At 16.7% G+C, this 23,947-nt stretch carries 19 protein-coding genes; 12 read left to right on the forward strand and 7 right to left on the reverse strand.

Going from position 1 to position 23,947, the window contains the following annotated elements; translation table 11 throughout:
• Positions 1-4: 4 nt before the first annotated feature.
• Entirely contained in the window at positions 5-379 is a 375-nt protein-coding gene (locus tag RJK19_RS00460; RefSeq protein WP_343184118.1) for a HesB/IscA family protein, read from the reverse strand.
• 237 nt (positions 380-616) lie between these two features.
• On the opposite strand from RJK19_RS00460, the gene ydiK reads away from it, so the two are divergent.
• The 8 genes from ydiK to pheT all read left to right on the forward strand — a co-directional run bounded on the left by ydiK (position 617) and on the right by pheT (position 9,630).
• Positions 617-1,681: an AI-2E family transporter YdiK gene (ydiK, locus tag RJK19_RS00465; protein WP_343184119.1), complete on the forward strand. Its 1,065-nt coding sequence runs from the start codon at positions 617-619 to the stop codon at positions 1,679-1,681.
• Positions 1,682-1,845: 164 nt separating this feature from the next.
• Positions 1,846-2,892 carry a 3-deoxy-7-phosphoheptulonate synthase gene (locus RJK19_RS00470; protein ID WP_343184120.1) on the forward strand — a complete coding sequence of 349 codons (1,047 nt, stop codon included), beginning with the start codon at positions 1,846-1,848 and terminating at the stop codon, positions 2,890-2,892.
• A 303-nt stretch (positions 2,893-3,195) separates the two neighbouring features.
• Positions 3,196-4,929, forward strand: a complete 1,734-nt coding sequence (gene thrS, locus RJK19_RS00475; protein ID WP_343184121.1) for a threonine--tRNA ligase — start codon at positions 3,196-3,198, stop codon at positions 4,927-4,929.
• A 17-nt stretch (positions 4,930-4,946) separates the two neighbouring features.
• Entirely contained in the window at positions 4,947-5,486 is a 540-nt protein-coding gene (gene infC / locus RJK19_RS00480; protein WP_343184208.1) for a translation initiation factor IF-3, read from the forward strand.
• Between the two features lie 48 nt (positions 5,487-5,534).
• Positions 5,535-5,732, forward strand: a complete 198-nt coding sequence (gene rpmI / locus RJK19_RS00485) for a 50S ribosomal protein L35 (protein ID WP_343184122.1) — start codon at positions 5,535-5,537, stop codon at positions 5,730-5,732.
• A 51-nt stretch (positions 5,733-5,783) separates the two neighbouring features.
• Positions 5,784-6,137 carry a 50S ribosomal protein L20 gene (gene rplT, locus RJK19_RS00490; RefSeq protein ID WP_343184123.1) on the forward strand — a complete coding sequence of 118 codons (354 nt, stop codon included), beginning with the start codon at positions 5,784-5,786 and terminating at the stop codon, positions 6,135-6,137.
• Between the two features lie 98 nt (positions 6,138-6,235).
• Positions 6,236-7,225, forward strand: coding sequence for a phenylalanine--tRNA ligase subunit alpha (gene pheS / locus RJK19_RS00495; RefSeq protein ID WP_343184124.1), 990 nt, complete (start codon positions 6,236-6,238; stop codon positions 7,223-7,225).
• A gap of 11 nt (positions 7,226-7,236) precedes the next feature.
• Positions 7,237-9,630 carry a phenylalanine--tRNA ligase subunit beta gene (gene pheT, locus RJK19_RS00500; protein ID WP_343184125.1) on the forward strand — a complete coding sequence of 798 codons (2,394 nt, stop codon included), beginning with the start codon at positions 7,237-7,239 and terminating at the stop codon, positions 9,628-9,630.
• 63 nt (positions 9,631-9,693) lie between these two features.
• Here the strand turns inward: pheT and glyS are convergent, their stop codons facing one another.
• Together glyS and RJK19_RS00510 are read right to left on the reverse strand one after the other, a co-directional pair.
• The gene (gene glyS / locus RJK19_RS00505) at positions 9,694-11,625 is read right to left on the reverse strand and encodes a glycine--tRNA ligase subunit beta (RefSeq protein ID WP_343184126.1); all 1,932 of its coding nucleotides are present in this window, start codon (positions 11,623-11,625) and stop codon (positions 9,694-9,696) included.
• 17 nt (positions 11,626-11,642) lie between these two features.
• Complete coding sequence (locus RJK19_RS00510; protein WP_343184127.1) at positions 11,643-12,539, reverse strand: glycine--tRNA ligase subunit alpha; 897 nt, start codon at positions 12,537-12,539, stop codon at positions 11,643-11,645.
• Positions 12,540-12,629: 90 nt separating this feature from the next.
• On the opposite strand from RJK19_RS00510, the gene nfo reads away from it, so the two are divergent.
• The 4 genes from nfo (at position 12,630) to RJK19_RS00530 (ending at position 15,736) form a co-directional block, all read left to right on the forward strand.
• Complete coding sequence (nfo, locus tag RJK19_RS00515) at positions 12,630-13,472, forward strand: deoxyribonuclease IV (protein WP_343184128.1); 843 nt, start codon at positions 12,630-12,632, stop codon at positions 13,470-13,472.
• 16 nt (positions 13,473-13,488) lie between these two features.
• Positions 13,489-13,785: a 50S ribosomal protein L25 gene (gene rplY, locus RJK19_RS00520; protein ID WP_343184129.1), complete on the forward strand. Its 297-nt coding sequence runs from the start codon at positions 13,489-13,491 to the stop codon at positions 13,783-13,785.
• A 249-nt stretch (positions 13,786-14,034) separates the two neighbouring features.
• Complete coding sequence (rsmA, locus tag RJK19_RS00525; RefSeq protein ID WP_343184130.1) at positions 14,035-14,853, forward strand: 16S rRNA (adenine(1518)-N(6)/adenine(1519)-N(6))-dimethyltransferase RsmA; 819 nt, start codon at positions 14,035-14,037, stop codon at positions 14,851-14,853.
• 55 nt (positions 14,854-14,908) lie between these two features.
• A complete protein-coding gene (locus tag RJK19_RS00530; RefSeq protein WP_343184131.1) occupies positions 14,909-15,736 on the forward strand; it encodes a symmetrical bis(5'-nucleosyl)-tetraphosphatase in 828 nt (275 codons plus the stop codon).
• Between the two features lie 91 nt (positions 15,737-15,827).
• Here RJK19_RS00530 and carB read toward each other — a convergent pair whose 3' ends face one another.
• The 4 genes from carB to ileS all read right to left on the reverse strand — a co-directional run bounded on the left by carB (position 15,828) and on the right by ileS (position 23,887).
• Positions 15,828-19,043: a carbamoyl-phosphate synthase large subunit gene (gene carB / locus RJK19_RS00535; RefSeq protein WP_343184132.1), complete on the reverse strand. Its 3,216-nt coding sequence runs from the start codon at positions 19,041-19,043 to the stop codon at positions 15,828-15,830.
• A complete protein-coding gene (gene carA, locus RJK19_RS00540; protein ID WP_343184133.1) occupies positions 19,043-20,194 on the reverse strand; it encodes a glutamine-hydrolyzing carbamoyl-phosphate synthase small subunit in 1,152 nt (383 codons plus the stop codon). The genes carB and carA overlap by 1 nt, the downstream gene beginning before the upstream one ends.
• A gap of 11 nt (positions 20,195-20,205) precedes the next feature.
• The gene (gene dapB / locus RJK19_RS00545) at positions 20,206-20,973 is read right to left on the reverse strand and encodes a 4-hydroxy-tetrahydrodipicolinate reductase (protein ID WP_343184134.1); all 768 of its coding nucleotides are present in this window, start codon (positions 20,971-20,973) and stop codon (positions 20,206-20,208) included.
• Between the two features lie 115 nt (positions 20,974-21,088).
• The gene (ileS, locus tag RJK19_RS00550; RefSeq protein WP_343184135.1) at positions 21,089-23,887 is read right to left on the reverse strand and encodes an isoleucine--tRNA ligase; all 2,799 of its coding nucleotides are present in this window, start codon (positions 23,885-23,887) and stop codon (positions 21,089-21,091) included.
• Positions 23,888-23,947: the final 60 nt, after the last annotated feature.

The raw sequence follows: 23,947 nt of genomic DNA on the forward strand, positions 1-23,947 counted from the left end.
TTTTTTATATATTAAAACTTTTTCCACATCCACAAAAATTTTTTATTTTTTCATTAATAAATTTAAACTTTTTATTAATGCCTTCTTTTATAAAATCTATTTTTGTATTATTTAATATTTTTAAATATTTTTTATTTATTAATATATGTATTTTATTTTTTAAAATAATATATTTTTTATTTTTTTTATTATCTTTTTTATTTTCTATAAATTTCATTTTATATTCTAGTCCTGCACATCCAGATTTTTTTATATAAATTTCTAGTATCTTTTTTTTAAATTTTTTTTTAATTAGTATTTTTATTTGTTTTTCTGCTTTTCTTGTAATAAAAATTTTTTTTGAATTTTTATCTATTTTATATTCTATTATTTTTTCCATATTTCTTATTTATAAATATTTTTTAATTTTTTATATATTATATATTATATAAAAAATTTAAATTTTTTTAAATTAAATTATTTATATAATTAAAATATTTTTAAAAAATATTTTTAATATTTTATTATTAAATATTATTAACAAAAATTTTTAAAAAAATAAAAGTATATTTTTCTTAAGATTAAAAATATTTTTTTTTAATTAAAATTAAATTAAGTAATTTTTTAGGTGATTTTTATGAAAAATTCTAAATTATTTATGTATTCTAAAAAAGAAATATTTTCTTTAATTTTTATTTTTTTATTGTCATTTTTAAGTTTTCTAATTCTTAGGCCATTTATATTTAGTTTTATTTGGTCATGTATGATAGTTATTTCTACTTGGCCTATTATGATAAAAATACAAAAAATTTTTTTTAATAAACGTTATATTGCAATAGTAATTATGACATTTTTTATTTTTATTTTTATTTTAGTTCCGATATTATTTTTTTTTAATATATTAATATATAATTCTAAATCTTTTATAATGTTTTTATTTTCTGAAGATTTCAAAATTCCAGATCTAATTTTTTTAAAGAATATACCATTTATAGGAAAAAAAATATTTTATAATTATCAAAAATTAACTATTAATAATAGTTCTAATATTATAAAATATCTTCAACCATATATATTTAAATTATCAGAATTTTTTTTTGAAAAAATAGGATATTTTAGTTATATAATTATACAATTAAATTTTATATTGATATTTAATATTTTACTTTTTTATAATGGAGAAAAATTTGTATATGTAGTAAAAAGTTTTGCTATTAGAATTTCTTATAAATATGGGAATTCAATATTATTATTAATAGGAAAATCTATTAGAGCTATATCTATAGTAGTTTTAATTACTACTTTTGTACAATCATTATTTGGATGGATAGGATTAATAGTATCTGGAATTCCATATTTTTCTTTTTTTTCTTTTTTAATATTTTTATGTTGTTTTTTACAATTAGGTCCACTTCCTATATTAGTTCCTTTATCAATATGGTTATTTATAAACAATAATTTTATTTCTGGATCTATTTTAACAATTTGGAGTTTATTTATTTGTATTTTAGATAATACGTTAAAACCAGCTTTAATACAGTTAGGAATAAGATTACCTTTTTTTATAATATTGTTTGGTGTAATAGGAGGGTTATTAGCTTTTGGAATAATAGGTGTTTTTATAGGTCCTACAGTTTTATTAATTATGTATAGATTAATAATATTATATTTGAATAAAAGTTCTAAGTATAATTTTTTTTAAAGATATATTTTTTATAAAAATTTTATATTTTCAAAAATTTTATAACAAATTTTAAATTGCAAGAACATTTTTATTAAATTTTTGATAAAATATTGTATATACATTTCGATATTTTTCTAATATTTTTTATATTTATTTTTATAAAAATTGTTATAGAGAACAAAATGAAAAAAATAAAAAAATTAAGAATTTCTAAAGTTGAAAAGTTAGTAACTCCTATAGAAGTTTATAATAGTTATAAATTAAGCGAAAATGTTATAAATAATGTTAAAAAATCTAGAAAAAGAATTTGTAATATAATAAATGGTAAAGATAAAAGATTATTAGTAATAATAGGTCCTTGTTCAATACATGATACTAAATCTGCAATTGATTATGCTAATAAATTATTTGAAAAAAGAAAAAAATATGAATCTAGACTAGAAATAGTTATGAGAACTTATTTTGAAAAACCTAGAACAGTAGTTGGTTGGAAAGGTTTAATAATAGATCCTTATTTAGATGGAAGTTTAAAAATAAACGATGGTCTTAAGATAGCTAGAAAATTATTAATAGATATAAATGAAATTGGAGTTCCTTCATCTACAGAATTTTTAGATATGTCTATAGGTCAATTTATATATGATTTAATAAGTTGGGGTGCTATAGGAGCTAGAACTACTGAAAGTCAAATTCATAGAGAAATGGCATCTTCTTTGCCTTGTGCTATAGGATTTAAAAATGGTACTGATGGAAATATAAAAATATCTATAGATGCAATTAAGTCTGCAAGCTGTGAACACTTATTTTTAACTTCTAATTTATATGGAAATGTTGTAGTTAATCATACTTTAGGAAATAAAAATTTGCATATAATAATGAGGGGAGGTAAAAAACCTAACTATTATGATAATGATATAAAAAATGCAATGTATTTACTAAAAAAAAATGGATTAAAAAAATATTTAATGATAGATTTTAGTCATGCTAATTGTTTTAAAAATCATGTTTTACAATTAGAAGTATCTAATTCTATATGTTCTCAAATAAAAAATGGAAATAATTTTATTTGTGGTGTTATGATAGAAAGTTTTTTAGAAGAAGGATCTCAAAATATTAATTCAAAAAATAATTTAATATATGGAAAGTCAATTACTGATCCCTGTTTAAGTTGGAAAGATAGTGAAAAAATTTTAGACAATTTAGCAGATTCTATAGATTATCGTTTTTAATAAATTAGTACCAGTCTTATATTTTTGGCTGGTACAAAATTTTAATTATATATTTTTTTTTGATTACATTAATGTTTTTAATTAAATAAAAATAATATATTAATTATAATGAAGTTTTTGTATATTATTAATTTTATATTAATAATAAAAAATAATGAATTAAAAAAAAAATCATTAAAAATTTTTTAATAAATACAAAATTTATAAAATATTAATTTTATATTTATTTATAAAATAAAAAATAAATTATTTAACATTGCCAATTTTATATTAACAGATAAATAATTTTCTTTAATAAATAATATGAATAAAAAAGAATTTTTGAACGTTATACAAAACTCTTGTATACAATTATTGTCTTATGCTGTAAAAAAATTATGGCCTAAAACTAAATTTGCAAGTTTTGGTTTTAGTAAAAAAGAATTTTATTGCGATTTTGAAATGAAAAATAATTTAAATAAAAATAGTTTAAGTTTAATATTTAATAAAATGAAAGAACTTTGTAAAAATTATTATTGTATAAGATCTAAAAAATTTAATATAAATAGATTAATAAAAATTTTTTCTTCTTATAAAGAAAATTATCAAGTTTTTATTTTAAAAAATATTTTTAAAGATAAAAAAAAATTAATAAATATTTATTTTCACAATAATCATTTTGCTTTTGTTCCAGGAACTCAAATTAATAATATAAAACTTTGTAAAAATTTTTTTTTAACTAAATTTTCTGGTGTATACTGGAATGGTAAAAAAAATAATAAAGTTTTACAAAGAATATATGGAGTTGTTTTTTCTACTAAAAAAAAAATGTTATATTATATTAAAAAAAATATAGATTTAAATAAATATGATCATAGAAAATTAGGTGTTAAATTAAATTTATATCATATTGATAAAAAATCTCCTGGAATGATATTTTGGCATAAAAATGGTTTTATAATATTTGAATTATTAAAAAAATTTTTAAGAAAATATTTATATAAATATAATTATCAAGAAGTAATTACTCCTATTATAATGAGTAAAGATATATGGAAAAGAAGTGGTCATTTTAAAAGTTATAAAGAACATATTTTTAATACATTTTCTGAAAATAAAGATTATTGTATAAAACCTATGAATTGTCCAGGTCATATTAAAATATTTAATCAAACTATAAGATCTTATAAAGATTTACCTATAAGATTATCTGAATTTGGAATTTGTCATAGAAATGAATATTCAGGTTCTCTTCATGGATTAATGAGAACTAGATCTTTTACTCAAGATGATGCACATATATTTTGCAGAAAAAGTCAGTTTGAAAAAGAAATAAATAAATGTATTAGAATGATATTTAAAATTTATAAAGTTTTTAATTTTAAAAATATAAAAATACATTTTTCTACTAGACCAAAAAATAGTATTGGAGATGATAATACTTGGAAATTTTCAGAAGAAATTTTATATAAAATTTTAAAAAACAATAATATAAATTTTAATTTTAAACATGGTGATGGTGCATTTTATGGACCAAAAATAGAATTCATTTTAGAGGATCGTTTATATAGAAATTGGCAATGTGGAACTATTCAATTAGACTTTTATATTGCTAAACGTTTAAAAGTTTTTTATATTAATAAATATAATATAAAAAAAAATCCTATAATAATACATAGAGCAATTTTAGGATCTATTGAAAGATTTATAGGAATATTGTTAGAAGAATATTATGGAAATTTACCTTTATGGATATCTCCTATACAAATAGTTATAATAAGTGTATCTAAAAAACATAAATATTATGTAAAAAATATTTCTAAAAAATTAATTAAAAATGATTTTAGAGTTATTTATGATACAAATAATGTTACTATAAGTTCTAAAATAAGAAAATATTCTACTATAAAAATTCCATATATTTTAATATGTGGAGACATGGAAATGAAAAGTTCAAGTTTAACAGTAAGAGATTTTAATGGAAAAATAACTAATAGAGTTTTTGTTGAAGATTTTATAAAACAAATTTCAAAAAAAATATATTCTTATAGTTTTTAACTTAGAGGAAATACAGTATTAAATTAAAAAAAAAAAATAAATTTGCTAAAAATAATAAGATAAATAAACAAATAACAGCAAATAAAGTTCGTTTAATAGGAATTGATGGTAATTTAATAGGGATAGTTAATTTAGAAGAAGCTATAATGGAATCAGAAAAGATTAATTGTGATTTAGTTGAAATTAATCCTAATTCTTTTCCTCCTGTTTGCAGAATAATGAATTATGGAAAATTTTTATATGAAAAAAATAAAAATTCTAAATTTCAAAATAAAAATCAAAAAAAAATTCAAATTAAAGAAATAAAATTTAGACCTGTTACTTTTGAAGGAGATTATCAAGTAAAGTTAAGAAGACTAAAAAAATTTTTATTATTAGGAAATAAAGTGAAAATTACTATTAGATTTAGAGGAAGGGAAATGACTCATAAAGAAATTGGAATAAATGTTTTACATAGAGTTAAAAATGATTTATCTGATATTTCTACAGTAGATTTTTTTCCTAGAAAAATTGAAGGAAGACAGATGATAATGTTATTATCTTCTAAAAAAAAATAAAATATTTAAATTAAAATATTAAATAAATGTTTTAGGAAATTTATATTTATGATTAAAAACAAAACTTTAAAAAGTGCTTATAAAAGATTTAAGAAGACTTCTACTGGTTTATTTAAAAGGAAAAAAAGTAATTTACGTCATTTGCTTACTAAAAAAAGTAGTAATTATAAAAGAAAACTTAGAAAAAAAAATATTGTATCAAAACATGATAGAAAAAGAATTCGTTTGTTTATTCCATATGTATAATGTATTTTTTTTGTTCTAATTATTTTTATTTTTTTTAAAAATGAGAAATATATGACAAGAATAAAACGAGGTGTAATTGCTAGAGCTCGTCACAAAAAGGTTCTGAAAAAAGCTAAAGGATATTATGGGGCCAGATCCAGAATATATAGAGTAGCCAATCAAGCTGTTATAAAAGCTTCTCAATATTCATATAGAGATAGACGTCAAAAAAAACGTCAGTTTAGAAAATTATGGATATCTAGGATAAATGCAGAAAGTAGATTATATAATTTGTCTTATAGTAATTTTTTATATGGATTAAAAATTTCTAATATTATTATTAATAGAAAAATTCTTTCAGAAATTGCTATTTATAATAAAAATTTATTTAAGAATTTAATTTTAGAAGTTAAAAAAAAAATATAAAATTTTTATTTTTTTTGATTTTTTAATATTAAAAAAGCTTCCATTAAAAGGAAGCTTTTTTAATATTAAAAATTTTTAAAACTTAGTTTTACAATAACATGAACATAAATAAAATTCATATATTTTTAAAATTAGTGATTATTATTATAAAAAATATAAATAGTTTTTATGAATTAAAAAAAATAAAAAAAAGAATTTTGGGTAAGAGTAGTTATTTATATATTAATATAAAAAAAATAAAATTTTTAAAAAAAGATAAAAAAATTATTTTTGGAAAATTAATAAATAGATCTATAAATATAATAAAAAAAAATATTTTTTTAAAAGAAAAATATATAAAAAATAAATTTATAAAAAAAAATAAAAAAAAAATATTTTTTGATGTTTCTTTACAAGGAAAAAAATCTTTAAAAGGATCTATTCATCCAATAAGTAGTTCGATTAGTAAAATAGAAAATTTTTTTTATAATATTGGTTTTAATATAATAACTGGATATGAAATTGAAGATAAATATCATAATTTTACTGCTTTAAATATACCTAAACATCATCCTTCTAGAAATTTACAGGATACTTTTTGGATAAATAAAAATATTTTGTTAAGAACTCAAACTTCAAATGTACAAATTCATATTATGAAAAATAAAAATTTGCCTATTAAAATTATTTCTATAGGTAAAGTGTACAGAAATGATAATGATATAAAACATACACCAATGTTTCATCAAATAGAAGGATTAATTATAAATAAAAAAATAAATTTTTCTAATTTAAAATGGATAATAAAAAATTTTTTAAAAAATTTTTTTAATAGTGATATTTCTATAAGATTTAGAAGTTCTTATTTTCCATTTACTGTACCTTCAGCAGAAGTAGACATTAAAGAAAAAAATGGAAAATGGCTTGAAATATTAGGATGTGGAATGGTTCATCCTAATGTATTAAAAAATATGAAAATTGATTATAAAAAATATATTGGATGTGCTTTTGGAATTGGTATAGAAAGATTAACAATGTTGAAATATGGAATATTAGATTTAAGATATTTTTTTGAAAATAATTTAAGTTTTTTAAATAAATTTAAATAAAAAGGTATAATATGAAGATTAGTAAAAACTGGATAATGGAATGGATAAATTTTCCAATAAATTTTGAAAAAGTTTGTAAAAATTTAACTAAAATAGGTATAGAAGTAGAAAAATATAATAAAATATGCATGAATTATGATAATTTAATGGTTGGTAAAATAATTTTAAAAAAAGAAATTTTTTTAGATAAAAAAAAATTTTTTATATATTCTATAAAAATAAAAAAAAATATTGTTATAAAATCATTTTCTTTATTTAATTGTAAAATTAAAAGTAAAATTATTGTTTCAACTTCTAAAAATCAATTTTCTCAAATAGTATATTCTTCTTTGTTAAAATATCATCATTATAATTCTAAATTTTTTATTTGTTCTCCTTTTTCTATAGGTATTTCAAATATAAAAAATATTCCAGTAAAACTACCTAGTTGTTTTGATTTAAATGAAAATATTTTAAAAAAAATAAAAATTTTTGATAATATATTTAAATTTAATATTCCTTATAATAGATTAAAAGAATTAAATATAATTGGAATTTGTAGAGAAATATATGCTATTTATAATATAAATTTTAATTATTTTAAAAACAATTTAATAGAAAAAAAATATAATAAACATTATATAAAAGTTTTAATAGAAAAAAAAATAAATAATTATTGTTATTTAGGAAGAAAATTAATTAAATTAAATATGAACATTAAAACTCCATTATGGATTTCTAAAAGACTAAAAATATCTAATATAAAAAGTCAAAATGTATTATATGATATTATAAATTATGTATATTTAGAAACTGGAGAACATTTTCATTTTTTTGAATTTAATGATTTTAATAAAAAAATTTTTATAAAAGTTTTAAAATGTTCCAAGGAAATCAATGTATTTAAAAAAAAAATTTTTTTAAAAAAAAATAGTATAGTATTATGCAATAAAAAAAAAATATTAGTTTTTGGAAATAATTTTAATATTGAAAAATATGGTTATATTAAAAATTATGCAAACATATTTTTAGGTTCTTTATTTTTAAAAAAAAATATTTTTACAAATAATAAAAAAATTGATTTTAATAATAGAAAAATAAATTATTTTTATCATAGTAGTAATATTGATTCTCAACTTTTTGCATTAAAATATATTACAAAAATAATTTTAATGGTTTGTGGTGGTTATTCTAAAAAAATAGTTAATTTTAATGATTTAAAAAAAAATAATAAAAAAAATATTTTTTTATATAATAAAAATATAAGTAGAATTATTGGATGTTCATTAAAAAATGATATAATAGAAAATATATTAAAAAAATTAAATTATACATTTTTGAAATATAAAAATAAATTTGAAGTTTTTGTACCAAGTTATAGAAATGATATATTAATTGAAGAAGATGTTATATCTGATATAATAAGATTTTATGGAATTGATAATATACCTTATTCATCACCATGTGACAAATATAATATTACTTATAAAAATTATAATAAAAATAATTTTTTTAAAGAAATAAAGTTTTTTTTAATATCTAAAGGTTATAGTGAAGTTATAAATTATAGTTTTATAAATTTTAATAATCAGAAATTATTTTCTAATATTTCAAATTATATAGATGTAAAAAATCCAATTTCTAAAAATATGTCTGTTATGAGATCTTCTTTGTTTCCAGGTTTATTAGAAAATTTTGTATATAATATAAATAGACAAAATAATTTTATTAAAATTTTTGAATTAGGATTATGTTACTTTAAAAATAAAAAAAAATATTTAGGAATTGATCAGAAAAAATTTTTATCTTGTTTAATTTATAAAAATTCTAATTGTGAAAATTTTAATTCAACAAATAAAGAACTAGATTTTTATGATTTAAAAGGTGATTTAGAATATATTTTTGAAATTTTTAGATTAAATAATAATATAAAATATATAAGTAAAAATTTTATAGGTTTTGATAAAAAAATTAGTTCTGCTATATTTTTAAATAAAAAATATATTGGAAAAATTGGAAAATTAGATAAAAATGTTTTAAAAAATTTTAATTTTAATAAAAATGTTGATTTATTTTTATTTGAAATTTGTATAGAAAATATTAGTAAAAAAGAAATTTCAAATATAGAAAAAATTTCAGAATATCCTAAAATTAATAGAGATATTTCTATTATAGTTTTAGAAAATGTAAAATGTTATAATATAATAAATTTTTTTAAAAAAATATTTTTTAAAAATTTAATAGATATTTATATTTTTGATATTTATACTGGAAAAAATATTTCTAGTAATAAAAAAAGTATTTCAATAAGATTAGTATTTCAAAGTTTAGAAAAAACTTTAAAAGAAATTAATATAGATAATTTTATAAAAGAAAAATTAAAAATTGTTAAAGAAAAATTTAATGCTACTATAAGAGAAAAATAAATAATATATTTTTCTAAAAATTATATGTTGTTAATAAAATTAACAACATTTTTTATTACATTTTTAATTTAAAATATATTTTAATTTTATTATTTTATTAAATTGTTTATTTATTTCTTTGAGAATTAATATTCTGTTTATTCTTATTTGTTTATTTTTATCATTTATAAAAATTTTTTTAAACAATACATTAGTAATTTTACATATTATATTAATATAATAAAATATATTTTTATATTTTAATTTTTTTATCATTTTTATTATATTTTTTTTAAATATTTTTAATATAAAATATAATTTTTTTTCTATATTGTTGTTAATTATTTTTTCTTTTATTTTTTTATTTTTAACATTTTTTTTATTTTTGGTTATATTTTTTATTCTTTTACATGTATTTTTTAAAATTTCTATATTTTTATAATTAGATATTTGTAATGTATTTCTATATATTATTATAGGTATTATTTTATATGTATTTATAGAAGACATTATAAAACATTTTTTAAAATTATATTTTTTAATTAATAATGATAATATTCTTTTTTTAAAATATTTTATTATTTTATTTTTTAATGTTTTTTCAATTTTATTTTTTAAATATAAATATATAGAAATTTTTATTAATTTAATTAAATCAATTTTTAATTTTTTTTCTAATAAAATTCTTATTATTCCTATTGATTTTTTTCTGATATAAAAAGGATCATTTTTACTATTTGGTTTTTCTCCAGAAATAAATAAACCTACTATAGTATCTATTTTTTCAGAAATTGATATAGTGCACGAGATTTTATTTTTTGGTATTTTAGAATTATAAAATAAAGGATAATATTGTTCTTTTATAGAATATGCTATTTTTTTTTTTTCTTTTTCTCTAATTGCATACTTCATTCCTATATATCCTTGCATTTCTGGAAATTCAAACACCATATTTGTCAATAAATCACACTGAGATAATAAAGATGCTCTTATAACATCTTTTTTGTTTATTTTAATTTTTTTAGATATCCAAGATGATATTTTTTTTATTCTAATTGTTTTTTCAAAAAATGTTCCTAATTTTTTATGAAAAATATGTTTTTTTAATTTATTTAAATTTTCTATTAATTTTTTTTTATAATCTAATTTTAAGAAAAAAATTATATCTTGTAATTTTTCATTAATAATATTTTCATTATCTAATATTATTCTATAAGAGTTTTTTTTAGATATATTAGATATTATTACAAAATGTTTTGTAATATTATTTGATTTAGAATATATAATTAAGCATTTTTGTGTATTTTCTACAACATGTTTTATTAGTTTTTTATATATATTTAAAAATTTGCTTTTAAATTTTCCAATATATATTTTTGGCCATTCTATCATATAGTTTATTTCTTCTAAAAATTTTTTTTTAATTATTAGTTTTCCATTAATTTTTTTTATTTTTTTTTTAATTTCTTTTAATATTTTCTTTTTTCTTTCTAAAAAATCTATTATAACTTTTCCTTCTTTTTTAATTTTTTTTTTATAATTAGATACATTTTTTATATATATTTTTTTATTATTTTTTATAAAAAAATTTCCTAATGTATAATTTTTAGATTTAATATTTAATATTTTTAAATTAATTTTTTTATTTTTTAACATACATAATATATTTCTAATTGGTCTTATAAACTTTATTTTTGTATTATTCCAATGCATAACTTTTTTAAAATTAATTTTTTTTATAGAATTAAGTATTATTGTTTTTATATCTTCTTTTATTTTTACTAATATTTTTTTTTTGTTTTTTTTTAATTTATTTATTATTATTTTTTTATATTTTATTTTATTGATTTTTATTGATAATCTTCTACATGTTGCATACCATATTATTTTATTATATTTTATAAACTTTTTTTCACATTCATTAATTACATTTCTATAAAAAGATTTTATAATTGTCATTATATTTTTAGGTGGTAATTCTTCAGTTATTATTTCTATCAAAAAGTCTTTTTTCAATTTTTTATTTCCTATTTTTATTTTTTTTTATAATTTATATTATTTTTTATACAATATTTAATTGCAATTAATTTTGACAAATTTCTTATTTTATATATATAATTTTGTCTTTCTATAATAGAAAAATGTTTTCTTGATTCTAATAAATTAAACTGATGTATAGATAATAATAAATGTTCATAAGAAGGAAATATTAATGGATTTTTTAATAAAATTAATCTTTTAGATTCTTTTATGTTTTTTTTAAAAAAATTTAATATTTCCTTAATATTAGATTTTTTAAGATTATACAAACTTTGCTCTATTTCATTATATAAGAATATTTCTTTATATTTTATTTTTTCATTTAACTTTTCATTCCATATTAATTCATATATGTTATTTTTGTTTTGTATATGCATAGCTATTCTTTCTAATCCATATGTTATTTCTACAGTGGATGGATTACATTCTAAATTTGCCATTTTTTGAAAATATGTAAATTGTGTAACTTCCATACCATTTACTCTTACTTCCCATCCTACCCCAGAGGCTCCTATTGTTTTATTTTCCCAATTATCTTCTATAAACTTTATATCTTGAATTTTAGGATTTATATTTAGAGCTTTTAATGAATTTATATATTTTTTTTGTATATCTTTTGGAGGTGGGTTAATTACAACTTGTATTTGATAATAATGTTGTAATCTACTATTACTTTTTCCATTTCTACTATCTGAAGGTCTTCTGCATGCTTGTAAATATATTCTAGAAAATTTTTTTGATGATATAGAATTAAAAAAAGTTTCTTTATGAAATGTTCCAGCTCCAATAGGAATATCTAATGATGGAACAATAGTACATCCATTTTTTTCCCAAAAATGTTCTATAATTTGTATTATTTTTTGTAAACAAAAAATTTTTTCTTTTTTCATATTTTTATTTTTTTTTTACACATTTTTAAATATGTTAATATATTAATACTTTTTAATATATATTTTATTTTATATTTTTTATTTAATTTTATGACTAAATATATTGGAGCTCATTTTAGTTGTTTAAATAGTTTAGATTCAGTTTTTTTAGAAGCTAATAAAATACATGCTAATGCAATATCATTTTTTATAAAAAATCCAAGAAAATGGTTTGAAAAAGAAATAGATAATACAGTAATAAAAAATTTTAAATATAATATGAAAAAATATAATTTTACATACAATCAAATATTACCTCATGCTAGTTATTTAATAAATTTATGTAATCCTAATAAAGAAAAAAATTATTTATCAAAAAAATCTTTTTTGTCAGAAATAGTAAGATGCAATAAATTAGGAATAAAATATATTAATGTTCATCCTGGTAATTATATAGAAAAAAATAATATTAAAACATGTTTTAAAATTGCTTCTAATACAATTAATGAAATATTTTGCGAAACAGAAAATGTTTCTATAATATTAGAAAATACTTCAGGTATGGGTACTAGTATAGGTTATAAATTTGAACATTTATATGAATTAATAAATTTAATTGATGATACTTCTAGAATTGGTGTTTGTATAGATACATGTCATTTATTTTCTTCTGGATATGATATAAGTAATATAGAAAGTATACAAGAAGTTTTTTTAGAATTTAATAAGTTAATAGGATTTAATTATTTGAAAGGAATTCATTTAAATGATTCTTTAGGATCTTTAGGAAGTAAAATTGATAGACATGAAAATTTAGGTTTTGGAAAAATAGGAAATGATATTTTTTCTTTTATAATAAAAAATAAAAAATTTGATAATATTCCAATTATATTAGAAACTAAGAGAAAAGATCTTTTAAAAGACGAAATATTGTTTTTGAAATCTTTTTTTTAAATTTTGGATAAAAAATATGAAAATTATTATTAAAGCACATTATAGAAATAATTTAGGTACTAGAAATAGTAAAAGATTAAGAAAACAAAATAAATATCCATGTATTTTATATTCAGTTAAAAAAAAATCTATACCAATTTATTTAAAAATTAATCAAATATTAAAATTAAAATTTTTAGAAGATATTTATAAAAAAAATATTATAATTTATTTAAATAAAATAAAATATTTAGTAAAAATATTAGAAATTCAAAGACATGTTTTCAAAAATGAAATATTGCATATAGATTTTTTCTTATTGAAAATTTTATAAAATTTTTTTAATATTTTTATTTTTAATATTATTATTTTAATTGGCACGTATTAATTATTTGTATATAAATTTTTATTTTACGTGTCATTAATAAACATTATTTGATTTTTAAAATATTTTTTTATATTTTTTCAAATATTTTTATTACAATTAATATAATTTTATTGAAAAATATTAATTTTAATTTTATAAAAAATAATATTGTTTAATATTTTTTTGTATTTTTTAATTATTGCGAGAATTTTTTTTATGAATATATATTTGAAAAAAAAAATTAAATTAAAAAAATCTCTTGGACAAAATTTTTTAGTAGATATGAAAATAATTGAAAAAATTTTAAAATATATTTGTCCAAAAAAAAATAATAATTTTTTTGAAATAGGAGCTGGATCTGGATCTTTAACAAAAGTTTTATATATTTATGTAAAAAAATTGTTAGTTATAGAAATTGATAATTATTTATTTAAATTTTTAAAAAATTATTTTTTTAAAAAAAATGTTAATATTTTTAATGAAGATATATTAAAATTTAATTTTAAAAAAAAATTAAAAAATTATTTTCCTATAAGAATAATTGGTAATTTACCTTATAATATTTCTATTAACATAATATTTTATTGTATAAAATTTTTAAAAAAAATAGAAGATATTCATTTTATGCTTCAATATGAAGTAGCTAAAAAAATTTCAGCTAAAGTTGGTAGCAAATTTTATGGAAAATTAAGTATATTTTTACAATATTATTTTAAAATAAAAATTCTTTTTAAAATAGGTCCTAAATCTTTTTATCCTTCACCTAAAGTAAATTCATGTTTTGTAAAGTTGTTTCCTACAAATAAATTTTTTGATGATGAAATTAATATGAAACATTTTAAATATATAGTTTCAACTGCATTTTCTAAAAGAAGAAAAATTTTAAAAAATAGTTTATCAAAAATATTTAATAAAAATATTTTTTTTAAATTAAATATTAATTCATCATTAAGAGCTCAAAATATAACTATAATAGAATATTGTAAATTAACAAAATATTTTTCTAAAAATATTTTTAAAAATTTTATGTACTAACTAAGTTTTAATTGTTATAATTATAAATATGTTTTTTTAATTTTCTATAAAAATAATGAGTACTTATTTTGTTGGTGATATACATGGATGTTTTAAACAATTAAAAAATTTATTGAATAAAGTTTCATTTAATTTTAAAAAAGATACTTTGTGGGTAACTGGAGATTTAGTTTCTAAAGGTCCTAATTCAATAGAAGTATTAAATTTTTTATATAGTAATAAAAAATCTATAAAAATAGTTTTAGGTAATCATGATTTAAATTTAATAAGATTGTATTTTGAAAACATATTATTTCCAGATAAAAATAATAATTTTAAAAATAGTGATTATAATTTTAAAAGTTTAAGATGTATAATAGATTGGTTAAGAAAACAACCAATATTTAGAGTAAATTTAAAAAAAAAATTTGTCATTTCTCATTCTGGAATTCCTCCAAAATGGGGAATAAATTTGTCAAAACATTATTCTAATTTAATAAAAAAAATATTGAGTAGCAATAATTATAAAAAAATTTTTTATATTTTAAATATGATGTTTGTAAACAATTGTAAATGGAATAATTGTTTAGAAAATAAAAATAATATAAAATTTGCTATTAACGGTTTTACTAGAATGAGATATTGTGTAAAAAAAACTTATGACTTAGATTTAGAATACAAAAATTTTCCTCCTGAAAATTATAAAAAAAATTTAATTCCATGGTTTTTAACTAAAAATAAAATACCAAAAAAATTTAGTATAATTTTTGGACATTGGTCATCTTTAAATGGAGAAGGAGTTCCAAAAAATTTTTATGCAATGGACACTGGTTGTTGTAAAGGAAATAAATTGACTATGTTAAGATGGGAAGACAAAAAAAAATTTTATGAATCATTTTATTAATTTTATATATTTTTTTTAATATAATTTTTAAAACACAAAAGTTTTTTATTATTTTTTTAAACAAAAAAATTTTGTGTTTTTATAAAATATTTTATATATTATTTTTTTTATGTAGTTTTTGAATAGAAATTATATTTTTATAAGGATTTTTTTTTAATGATGAAATAGTAGCATTAGCTAATCTAATTGTAGTATCAAAATAAATATTATATTTTATTGCATTTTTTACTATTTTGTAGAAATTTTTTGTTTCTTTTTTTTTAATTTTTTTAATACATATTATATAATCATATTTTTTTTTCTTTATATTTTTTATAATATTTTCTATTTTTTTATATATTTCATTTTTATAATATGTTTTTATATTTTTTTTTTTTAAAAAATTATTAATTTTTTTTGTAGTATGTATTTTAAAATTTAAATTTTCTAATTTTTTAGATATTTTTATAATTTCTTTTTTATAATATTCTTTTGTATATATAAAAACATTTTTTATTTTTTTAATATTAGTTTTTTGTGATAAAATTATTTTTGAAAATGCTTCTGAAAAATTTTTTCCTATTCCCATTATTTCACCTGTAGATTTCATTTCTGGTCCTAACATATAATTTGATTCATAGAATTTATTATATGGAAATATTGATTCTTTTATATAAAAATATTCTGGAGTTATTTCGTTCGTTATTTTTTGTTTTTTTAAAGATATTCCACACATTACTTTTGCTGCGACTTTAGCTAATGGTATTCCTATAGCTTTTGATATAAATGGTATAGTTCTAGATGCTCTAGGATTTACTTCTAATATATATATTTTTTTGTTTTTTATTGCAAATTGTATGTTTATCATGCCTTTAATTTTTAAATATATAGATATTTTTTTTACTTGTTCTCTTATTTTTTTTTTTATATTTTTTTTTATTGTATATGTGGGTAATACGCAAGCTGAGTCTCCTGAATGTATTCCAGCTTTTTCTATATGTTCTAATATTCCTGCTATAAAAACAGTTTTTTTATCACATATTGCATCTACATCTATTTCTATAGCATCTTTTAAATAATGATCTAATAAAATAGATTTATTATTTTTTTTATAAAATTTTTTGAAATGTTTTTTAAGTTCAAAATTATTATATACTATTTCCATATTTTTACCTCCTATAACATATGAAGGTCTTATTATAATAGGATATTTTATTTTTTTAGATTTTTTTAATGCTTCTTTTAAAGTTTTAACTGTATAATTTTTTGGTTGTTTTAGTTTTAATTTTTTTATTATTTTTTTAAATTTTTTTCTGTTTTCTGTTTTTTTTATACTTTTTATATTCGTACCAACAATTTTTATTTTTTCTTTATGTAATTCATTTGCTAGTTTTAATGGTGTTTGTCCACCATATTGTATTAATACCCCTAAAGGTTTTTCTATTCTAACAATATTTAATATATGTTCTATAGTTATTGGTTCAAAATATAGTTTATCTGAAATACTATAATCAGTAGAAACAGTTTCTGGATTACAATTTATCATAATAGTTTCAAAATTTATTTCTTTTAATGCAATAGATGCATGAACACAACAATAATCAAATTCTATTCCTTGTCCTATTCTATTAGGTCCACTTCCTATTATTATAATTTTTTTATTTTTTTTTGTTGGCTTTGACTCACATTCATCTTCCCATGTAGAATACATATATGTAGTTTTTGCTGGAAATTCTGCGGAACACATGTCTATTCTTTTATATGTAGGATATATATTATATTTTTTTCTTATTTTTCTAATATTTTTTTCTTTAATATTAATTAAATTTGATATCATATAATCTGAAAATCCATTTTTTTTTATTAACATTAAAAATTTTGAATTTATTTTATTTTTTTTTGTATTTTTAATAATTTTTTCTAATTTTATTATTTCTAAAATTTGTTGTAGAAACCATTTATCAATTTTGGTTAAACTAAAAATTTTTTCTAAACTTAATCCGAATCTAATTGCTTCAGCTATATATAAAATTCTTTTAGGTCCAGCTACTTTTAGTTCATATTCTATTTTTTTTTTGTTATATTTTTTTATTTTTTTTAAAAAAATATTGTTTTTATCTTCTAAACTACATAATCCTTTTTGTAAAGATTCTTTAAATGTTCTTCCTATTGACATTATTTCACCAACAGATTTCATTTGTGTGGTAAGTCTATCATTACAATTTTTAAATTTTTCAAAATTAAATTTAGGTATTTTAGTGACTATATAATCTATAGAAGGTTCGAAAGATGATGATATATTATTTTTTGTAATATCATTTTTTAATTCGTCTAGAGTATATCCTATAGATAATTTAGTAACTATTTTTGCTATTGGATAACCTGTAGCTTTAGATGCTAATGCAGAAGATCTTGAAACTCTTGGATTTACTTCTATAACTACTATTTTTCCATTTTTTGGATTTAGCGCAAATTGTACATTAGATCCTCCGGTTTTTATTCCTATTTTTTTTAATATTTTAATTGAAGAATTTCTCATATATTGGTATTCTTTATCAGTCAAAGTTTGTGCTGGAGCTATTGTTATAGAGTCTCCTGTATGTATACCAATGGGATCTAAATTTTCTATAGAACATATTACTATACAATTTTCATTAGAATCTTTTATAATTTCTATTTCAAATTCTTTCCATCCTGTTAAAAATTCATCTATTTGTAATTGTCCTATTGGAGAAGATTTAAGTCCAATTTTACACATTTTTTCAAATTCTTTTTTATTTTTTGCTATTCCACTTCCACTACCACCCATAGTAAAAGATGGTCTTATTATACAAGGAAGTCCTATATTTTTGATAATTTTTTTTGCAGAAAATATGTTATTTACTATTTTAGATTTTGCTGTATATAAATTTATTTCTTTCATAGATTTTTTAAAAAGTTTTCTATTTTCTGATTTATTTATAGCATTTATTGATACTCCAATAATTTCTACTTTATATTTGTTTAAAACTTTTTTTTTATTTAATTTTATAACACAATTTAAAGCAGTTTGTCCTCCCATAGTAGGAAGTATTGCATTTGGTCTTTCTTTTTTGATTATATTTTTTATTATTTTCCAATGTATAGGTTCAATATATGTTACGTCTGCTATATCAGGATCAGTCATAATAGTTGCAGGATTAGAATTTATTAATATTACTTTAAATCCTTCTTCTTTTAATGCTTTACAAGATTGAGTTCCTGAATAGTCAAATTCACAAGCTTGTCCTATTATAATTGGTCCAGATCCTATTACAAGAATAGTTTTTATATCTTTTCTTTTAGGCATTATTTTTCTCTATTTTTTTTATATTTTTTCATAATTTTTAAAAAATTTATTAATATTTTTTTTGCATCATGTGGGCCAGGACTTCCTTCAGGATGACCTTGAAAACCTATTACGTTTCTTTTTTTTATATATATTCCTTGTATAGTATTATCTAGCAATGAAATATGTGTTATTTTTATATTTTTATTATTTTTTTTATGTAAAACCGAAAAGTTATGATTTTGTGATGTTATAAATATTTTATTAGTTTTTATTTCTTTAACAGGATGATTAGAACCATGATGACCAAATTTCATTTTTTTTATTTTAAGACCAACAGATAAAGATAGAAGTTGATGACCTAAACATATTCCTAATATTGGTATTTTTGTTTTTGACAAAATCTCTTTTACTATTTTTATTTCTTTTGAATATTCTATTGGATTTCCAGGACCATTAGATAAAAGTATACCATGTGGATTATATTTTAAAATTTTTTTCATTTTAGTGTTTGATGGTACTACTACAATTTTACAATTATATTTTGAAAAAATTTTTAAAATATTAAATTTTACTCCGTAATCATATACTATTAAAATTAATTTTTCTTTATTTTTTTCAATATTATAGTTATTTATAAATTTTGATTTTTTCCATATATATATTTTTTTTGTAGATATTTTTTTATTTTTTTTTAATTTAATATTATTTTTAAAATCTAAAATTTTTTTTTTTGCTATTTTATAATTTTTTTTTTTGTCTTCAAAAATGCATCCTATTTGTGTTCCTAAATTTCTCAATATTTTTACTAGCTTTCTAGTATCTATGTCATATATAGAAATTATTTTTTTTTTTATTAAAAAATTTTTAAATTTCTTTTTACATTTGTAATGATTTGGATTGTTATATATATCTTTTAATATTAAACCATTTAAATATACAGATTTAGATTCATTGTCTTCATAATTTATTCCAGTGTTTCCTATATGCGGGGAAGTTAATAAAACAATTTGATTGAAATATGATGGATCTGTTATTATTTCTTGATATCCTGTAATTGAAGTATTAAAAATTATTTCACCTACACATAATTTTTTGTTTCCAGCAATTTTTCCTTTAAAAATTTCATTGTTTTCTAAAAGTAATACTGCTTTTTCATTTTTTTTTTCCATAATATATTTTTTTATTTTTTGTTAATTATGTTTTTCATACTAAACAATCCAAATTTTTTTTTAAAACACCATATTGCAGATTGTATAGCTCCTATTGCAAAAATAGATCTATTTTTTGCTTTATGACTTATTTTAAAAATTTCATTTTTATCTGAAAAAATTATTGAATGATTTCCTATAATATTTCCTTTTCTTTTTGAAATAAAATTTATATTTTTACTTTTTAATATTTCGTTTTTACAAAATTTTTTTCTAAGTTTTTTATTTATTATTTTTGCAAATTCTATAGATGTACCAGAAGGAGAATCTTTTTTATTTTTATGATGTTCTTCTTTTATTTTTATTTTTTTATCTTTTAATTTTTTTATTATTTTTTTTAAAATAAAATATATTAAATTTATTCCATTACTAAAATTTGATGATTTTACTATACATATTTTTTTAGAAGATAACTTTATAAATTTTTCTTCTTCATCATTAAATCCAGTAGTTCCAATTATTATATTTTTTTTATTTTTTACACAATATTTTATATTTTTTATAGTATTTTTTTTTTCAGAAAAATCTATTATTACATCAAAATTTTTCTCTTGATTTTTTAAAGATGTACATTTTTTAATTTTATAATTTTTATTTTTATATTGTATATTTTTTATTTTTTTTTTTGTTATTAAAATAGATAAAATTATATTTTTTATTTTAAAAATTTCTTTTATAATAATTTTACCCATTCTTCCATTTGCTCCTGAAACTGCAATTCTTATTTTTTTATTTTTCATATTTTTAATATTTTTATAATGTATAAACATTAATTATGTTAAATTATTTTTTTTATAAAATATAGTATAAATTAAATATTTTCTATGTTTAAAATAAAATTTTATATATTTTTATTTATAAAAAATTTCTTTTTTCACCTATTTTTGTAATATTTTCTATACATCTCATACATAAATTTTTATATATTAGTTCTTTTTTTTTATTTTTTTTAAAAAAATTCCAGCATCTTTCACATTTTTTTCCTTTGTATTTTTTAACATATATTTTAATTTCTTTTTTTGATTTATTTTTTGTTTTAATATCTTTTATTTTTACTTTAGATACTATGAACATAAATTTTATTTCTTTTTTTAATATTTCAATTTTTTTTTTAATATTTTTGTTAACATATATTTTTATATATGATTCTAAAGAATTTTTTATAATTTTTTTTCTTATTGATTTTTCTATTTCAATGTTAACTTTATTTTTTATTAATATTAAATTTTGCCAATCTGATAAATTTAAAATTTCATTTTTTGAAAAACTTTTTAATTTATTAAACCAATTTTGTGTAAATATATGAGTTTTATTATTTTTTTTAATAAATTCCCATATTTCATATGATGTAAAAGGTAAAATAGGATAAATCCATATTACCATTGCATTTAAAATTTTATGTAAAGTTGTTTGACAACTTTTTCTTTCTAAACTTTTTTTTGGAAGAGTATATAATCTATCTTTTATTATATCTAAATAAAATGATCCTAGTTCTAAATTACAAAATTTAGTAATAATATTTATTATTTTATGAAATTCATATTTTTCATAAAAATTTATTATTTTTTTTTGTATTATTTTAGTTCTACCTATTATCCATTTATCTATTAATATAAGTTTTTTATATTTTATATTTTCTAAATTTTCTTTAAAATCATATAAATTAGATAACATAAATTTTATAGTATTTCTTATTTTTCTATATATATCTATAACATTGTTTATTACATTATTTGATATTACTATTTCTTTTAAATAATCAGTAGAAGAAACCCAAAGTCTAAGAATATCAGCTCCAAAATTTTTTATTATTTTACTTGGTTTAATAATGTTTCCTTCTGATTTTGACATTTTTTTTCCATTTTTATCTACTACAAATCCATGAGCTATTACATTTTTATATGGTGACATTTTTTTTGTAATCATCGAAATTATAATAGAAGACATAAACCATCCTCTATATTGATCTGATCCTTCTATATATAAATCTGCTTTTAATTTTTTTTTAAAATTTTTATATACAGAATTTACATCTATAGATCCAGAATCAAACCATACATCTAATACGTCTTTACTTTTAAAATAATTTTTTTCTTTTTTAAACAAAAATTCTTTTTTTTCTATATTTTCCCAATATTCATTACCTAATTTAAATAAGTTTTTTTCAATTTTTTCAATAAATTTTTTTGTATTATAATGCATTTTATTAGTATTTTTTTCTACAAAAATAGTTATAGGCACTCCCCAATGTCTTTGTCTAGAAATACACCAGTCTGGTCTGTTTTTTAACATATTTATCATTTTTTTCATTCCCCATTCTGGTTTCCATTTTACTTTTTTTATTTCTTTTATAACTTGTTTTTTAAATTTTTTTTTATTTATATTTATAAACCATTGAGGTCTAGATATAAAAATTATTGGATAATTATGTCTCCAACAAAATGGATATTTATGAAAAATATTTTTTTTATATATTATTTTATTTTTTTTTTTTAATATTTTTATAATAATTTTATTAGAATCAAAAATAAATTTTTTATTTAATAATTTATGTATATTTTTTTTATAAAAACCATTTTTTGTTATTAAATTTAATGGTTTTATATCATATTTTTTTCCAGCTTCAAAATCTTCTGGACCATTGTCAGGAGATATATGAACTAAACCAGTTCCAACTTTTAAATTTACATGATTGGACAAAATTATAGGTACATTTTTTTTTATAAATGGATGATGACATTTTATAAATTCTATTTTTTTTCCTAGTTCTTTTCCTAATATTTTATATTTTTTTATTTTAAACTCTTTTAAAATTGATTTTGTTATTTTTTTTGCTAAAATTATGTTAATTTTTTTTGTTTCTATAATATTATAATATATATTGGCATTTAAAGATATTGCTTGATTTGATGGTAAACTCCATGGAGTTGTTGTCCAAATAGGTGCATAAATATTTTTTTTATTTTTTTTTATTTTAAATATTTTTTTTAATTTTTCTTTTTCTTTTATTTTAAATAATACAAAAATTGTATTACATTTTTTTTTTTTATATTTTAATTCTGCTTCAGCTAATGAAGATTTACATTTTATACACCAATGTATTGGTTTATATGCAGAATATATATATTTTTTTTTAATTATTTTTTTTAATTTATTTATTACATTTTTTTGGCTTTTTAGATTCATAGTAATATATGAATTTTTCCAATTTGCGAATATTCCTAATCTAATAAATTCTTTTTTTTGTCTTGATATCTGTTTTAAAACATACTTTTTACATTTTTTTTTAAAATATTTTTTATCTATTTTTTTTTTATTTTTTTTTATTTTTTCTTCAATTTTTTGTTCTATAGGTAATCCATGACAATCCCAAGATGGAGTATATAATGCATTGAAATTAGATAAACATTTAGATTTTATTATTATGTCTTTTAATATTTTATTTAATGCATGTCCTATATGTATATTTCCATTTGCGTATGGAGGTCCATCTTGTAATATAAATTTTTCTTTATTTATATTATTTTTTTCTATTATTTTTTGTATATTTAACTTTTTCCATTTTTTTAAAATTTCTGGTTCTTTATTTATTAAATTAGCTTTCATAGAAAATTTTGTTTTAGGCAAATTTAATGTTTTTTTATAATTTTTCATTTTAGTTTATTTTTTAAATAATTTTTATTTTTAACAAATTTTAATTTAATAATTTTATTA

The sequence above is a fragment of the Buchnera aphidicola (Ceratovacuna keduensis) genome, from assembly GCF_039372665.1.
GTDB classification, from domain to species: Bacteria; Pseudomonadota; Gammaproteobacteria; order Enterobacterales; family Enterobacteriaceae; genus Buchnera_G; species Buchnera_G aphidicola_D.

Excerpts from the sequence above, each read along its gene's own strand:
- rsmA (WP_343184130.1), top strand. The coding sequence starts at position 14,035 with ATGAATATATATTTGAAAAAAAAAATTAAATTAAAAAAATCTCTTGGA.
- carA (WP_343184133.1), bottom strand. The coding sequence starts at position 20,194 with ATGGAAAAAAAAAATGAAAAAGCAGTATTACTTTTAGAAAACAATGAA.
- nfo (WP_343184128.1), top strand. The coding sequence starts at position 12,630 with ATGACTAAATATATTGGAGCTCATTTTAGTTGTTTAAATAGTTTAGAT.
- rplT (WP_343184123.1), top strand. The coding sequence starts at position 5,784 with ATGACAAGAATAAAACGAGGTGTAATTGCTAGAGCTCGTCACAAAAAG.
- ydiK (WP_343184119.1), top strand. The coding sequence starts at position 617 with ATGAAAAATTCTAAATTATTTATGTATTCTAAAAAAGAAATATTTTCT.
- pheT (WP_343184125.1), top strand. The coding sequence starts at position 7,237 with ATGAAGATTAGTAAAAACTGGATAATGGAATGGATAAATTTTCCAATA.
- rplY (WP_343184129.1), top strand. The coding sequence starts at position 13,489 with ATGAAAATTATTATTAAAGCACATTATAGAAATAATTTAGGTACTAGA.
- RJK19_RS00510 (WP_343184127.1), bottom strand. The coding sequence starts at position 12,539 with ATGAAAAAAGAAAAAATTTTTTGTTTACAAAAAATAATACAAATTATA.
- pheS (WP_343184124.1), top strand. The coding sequence starts at position 6,236 with ATGAACATAAATAAAATTCATATATTTTTAAAATTAGTGATTATTATT.
- ileS (WP_343184135.1), bottom strand. The coding sequence starts at position 23,887 with ATGAAAAATTATAAAAAAACATTAAATTTGCCTAAAACAAAATTTTCT.
- RJK19_RS00530 (WP_343184131.1), top strand. The coding sequence starts at position 14,909 with ATGAGTACTTATTTTGTTGGTGATATACATGGATGTTTTAAACAATTA.
- dapB (WP_343184134.1), bottom strand. The coding sequence starts at position 20,973 with ATGAAAAATAAAAAAATAAGAATTGCAGTTTCAGGAGCAAATGGAAGA.
- RJK19_RS00460 (WP_343184118.1), bottom strand. The coding sequence starts at position 379 with ATGGAAAAAATAATAGAATATAAAATAGATAAAAATTCAAAAAAAATT.
- thrS (WP_343184121.1), top strand. The coding sequence starts at position 3,196 with ATGAATAAAAAAGAATTTTTGAACGTTATACAAAACTCTTGTATACAA.
- carB (WP_343184132.1), bottom strand. The coding sequence starts at position 19,043 with ATGCCTAAAAGAAAAGATATAAAAACTATTCTTGTAATAGGATCTGGA.
- RJK19_RS00470 (WP_343184120.1), top strand. The coding sequence starts at position 1,846 with ATGAAAAAAATAAAAAAATTAAGAATTTCTAAAGTTGAAAAGTTAGTA.
- rpmI (WP_343184122.1), top strand. The coding sequence starts at position 5,535 with ATGATTAAAAACAAAACTTTAAAAAGTGCTTATAAAAGATTTAAGAAG.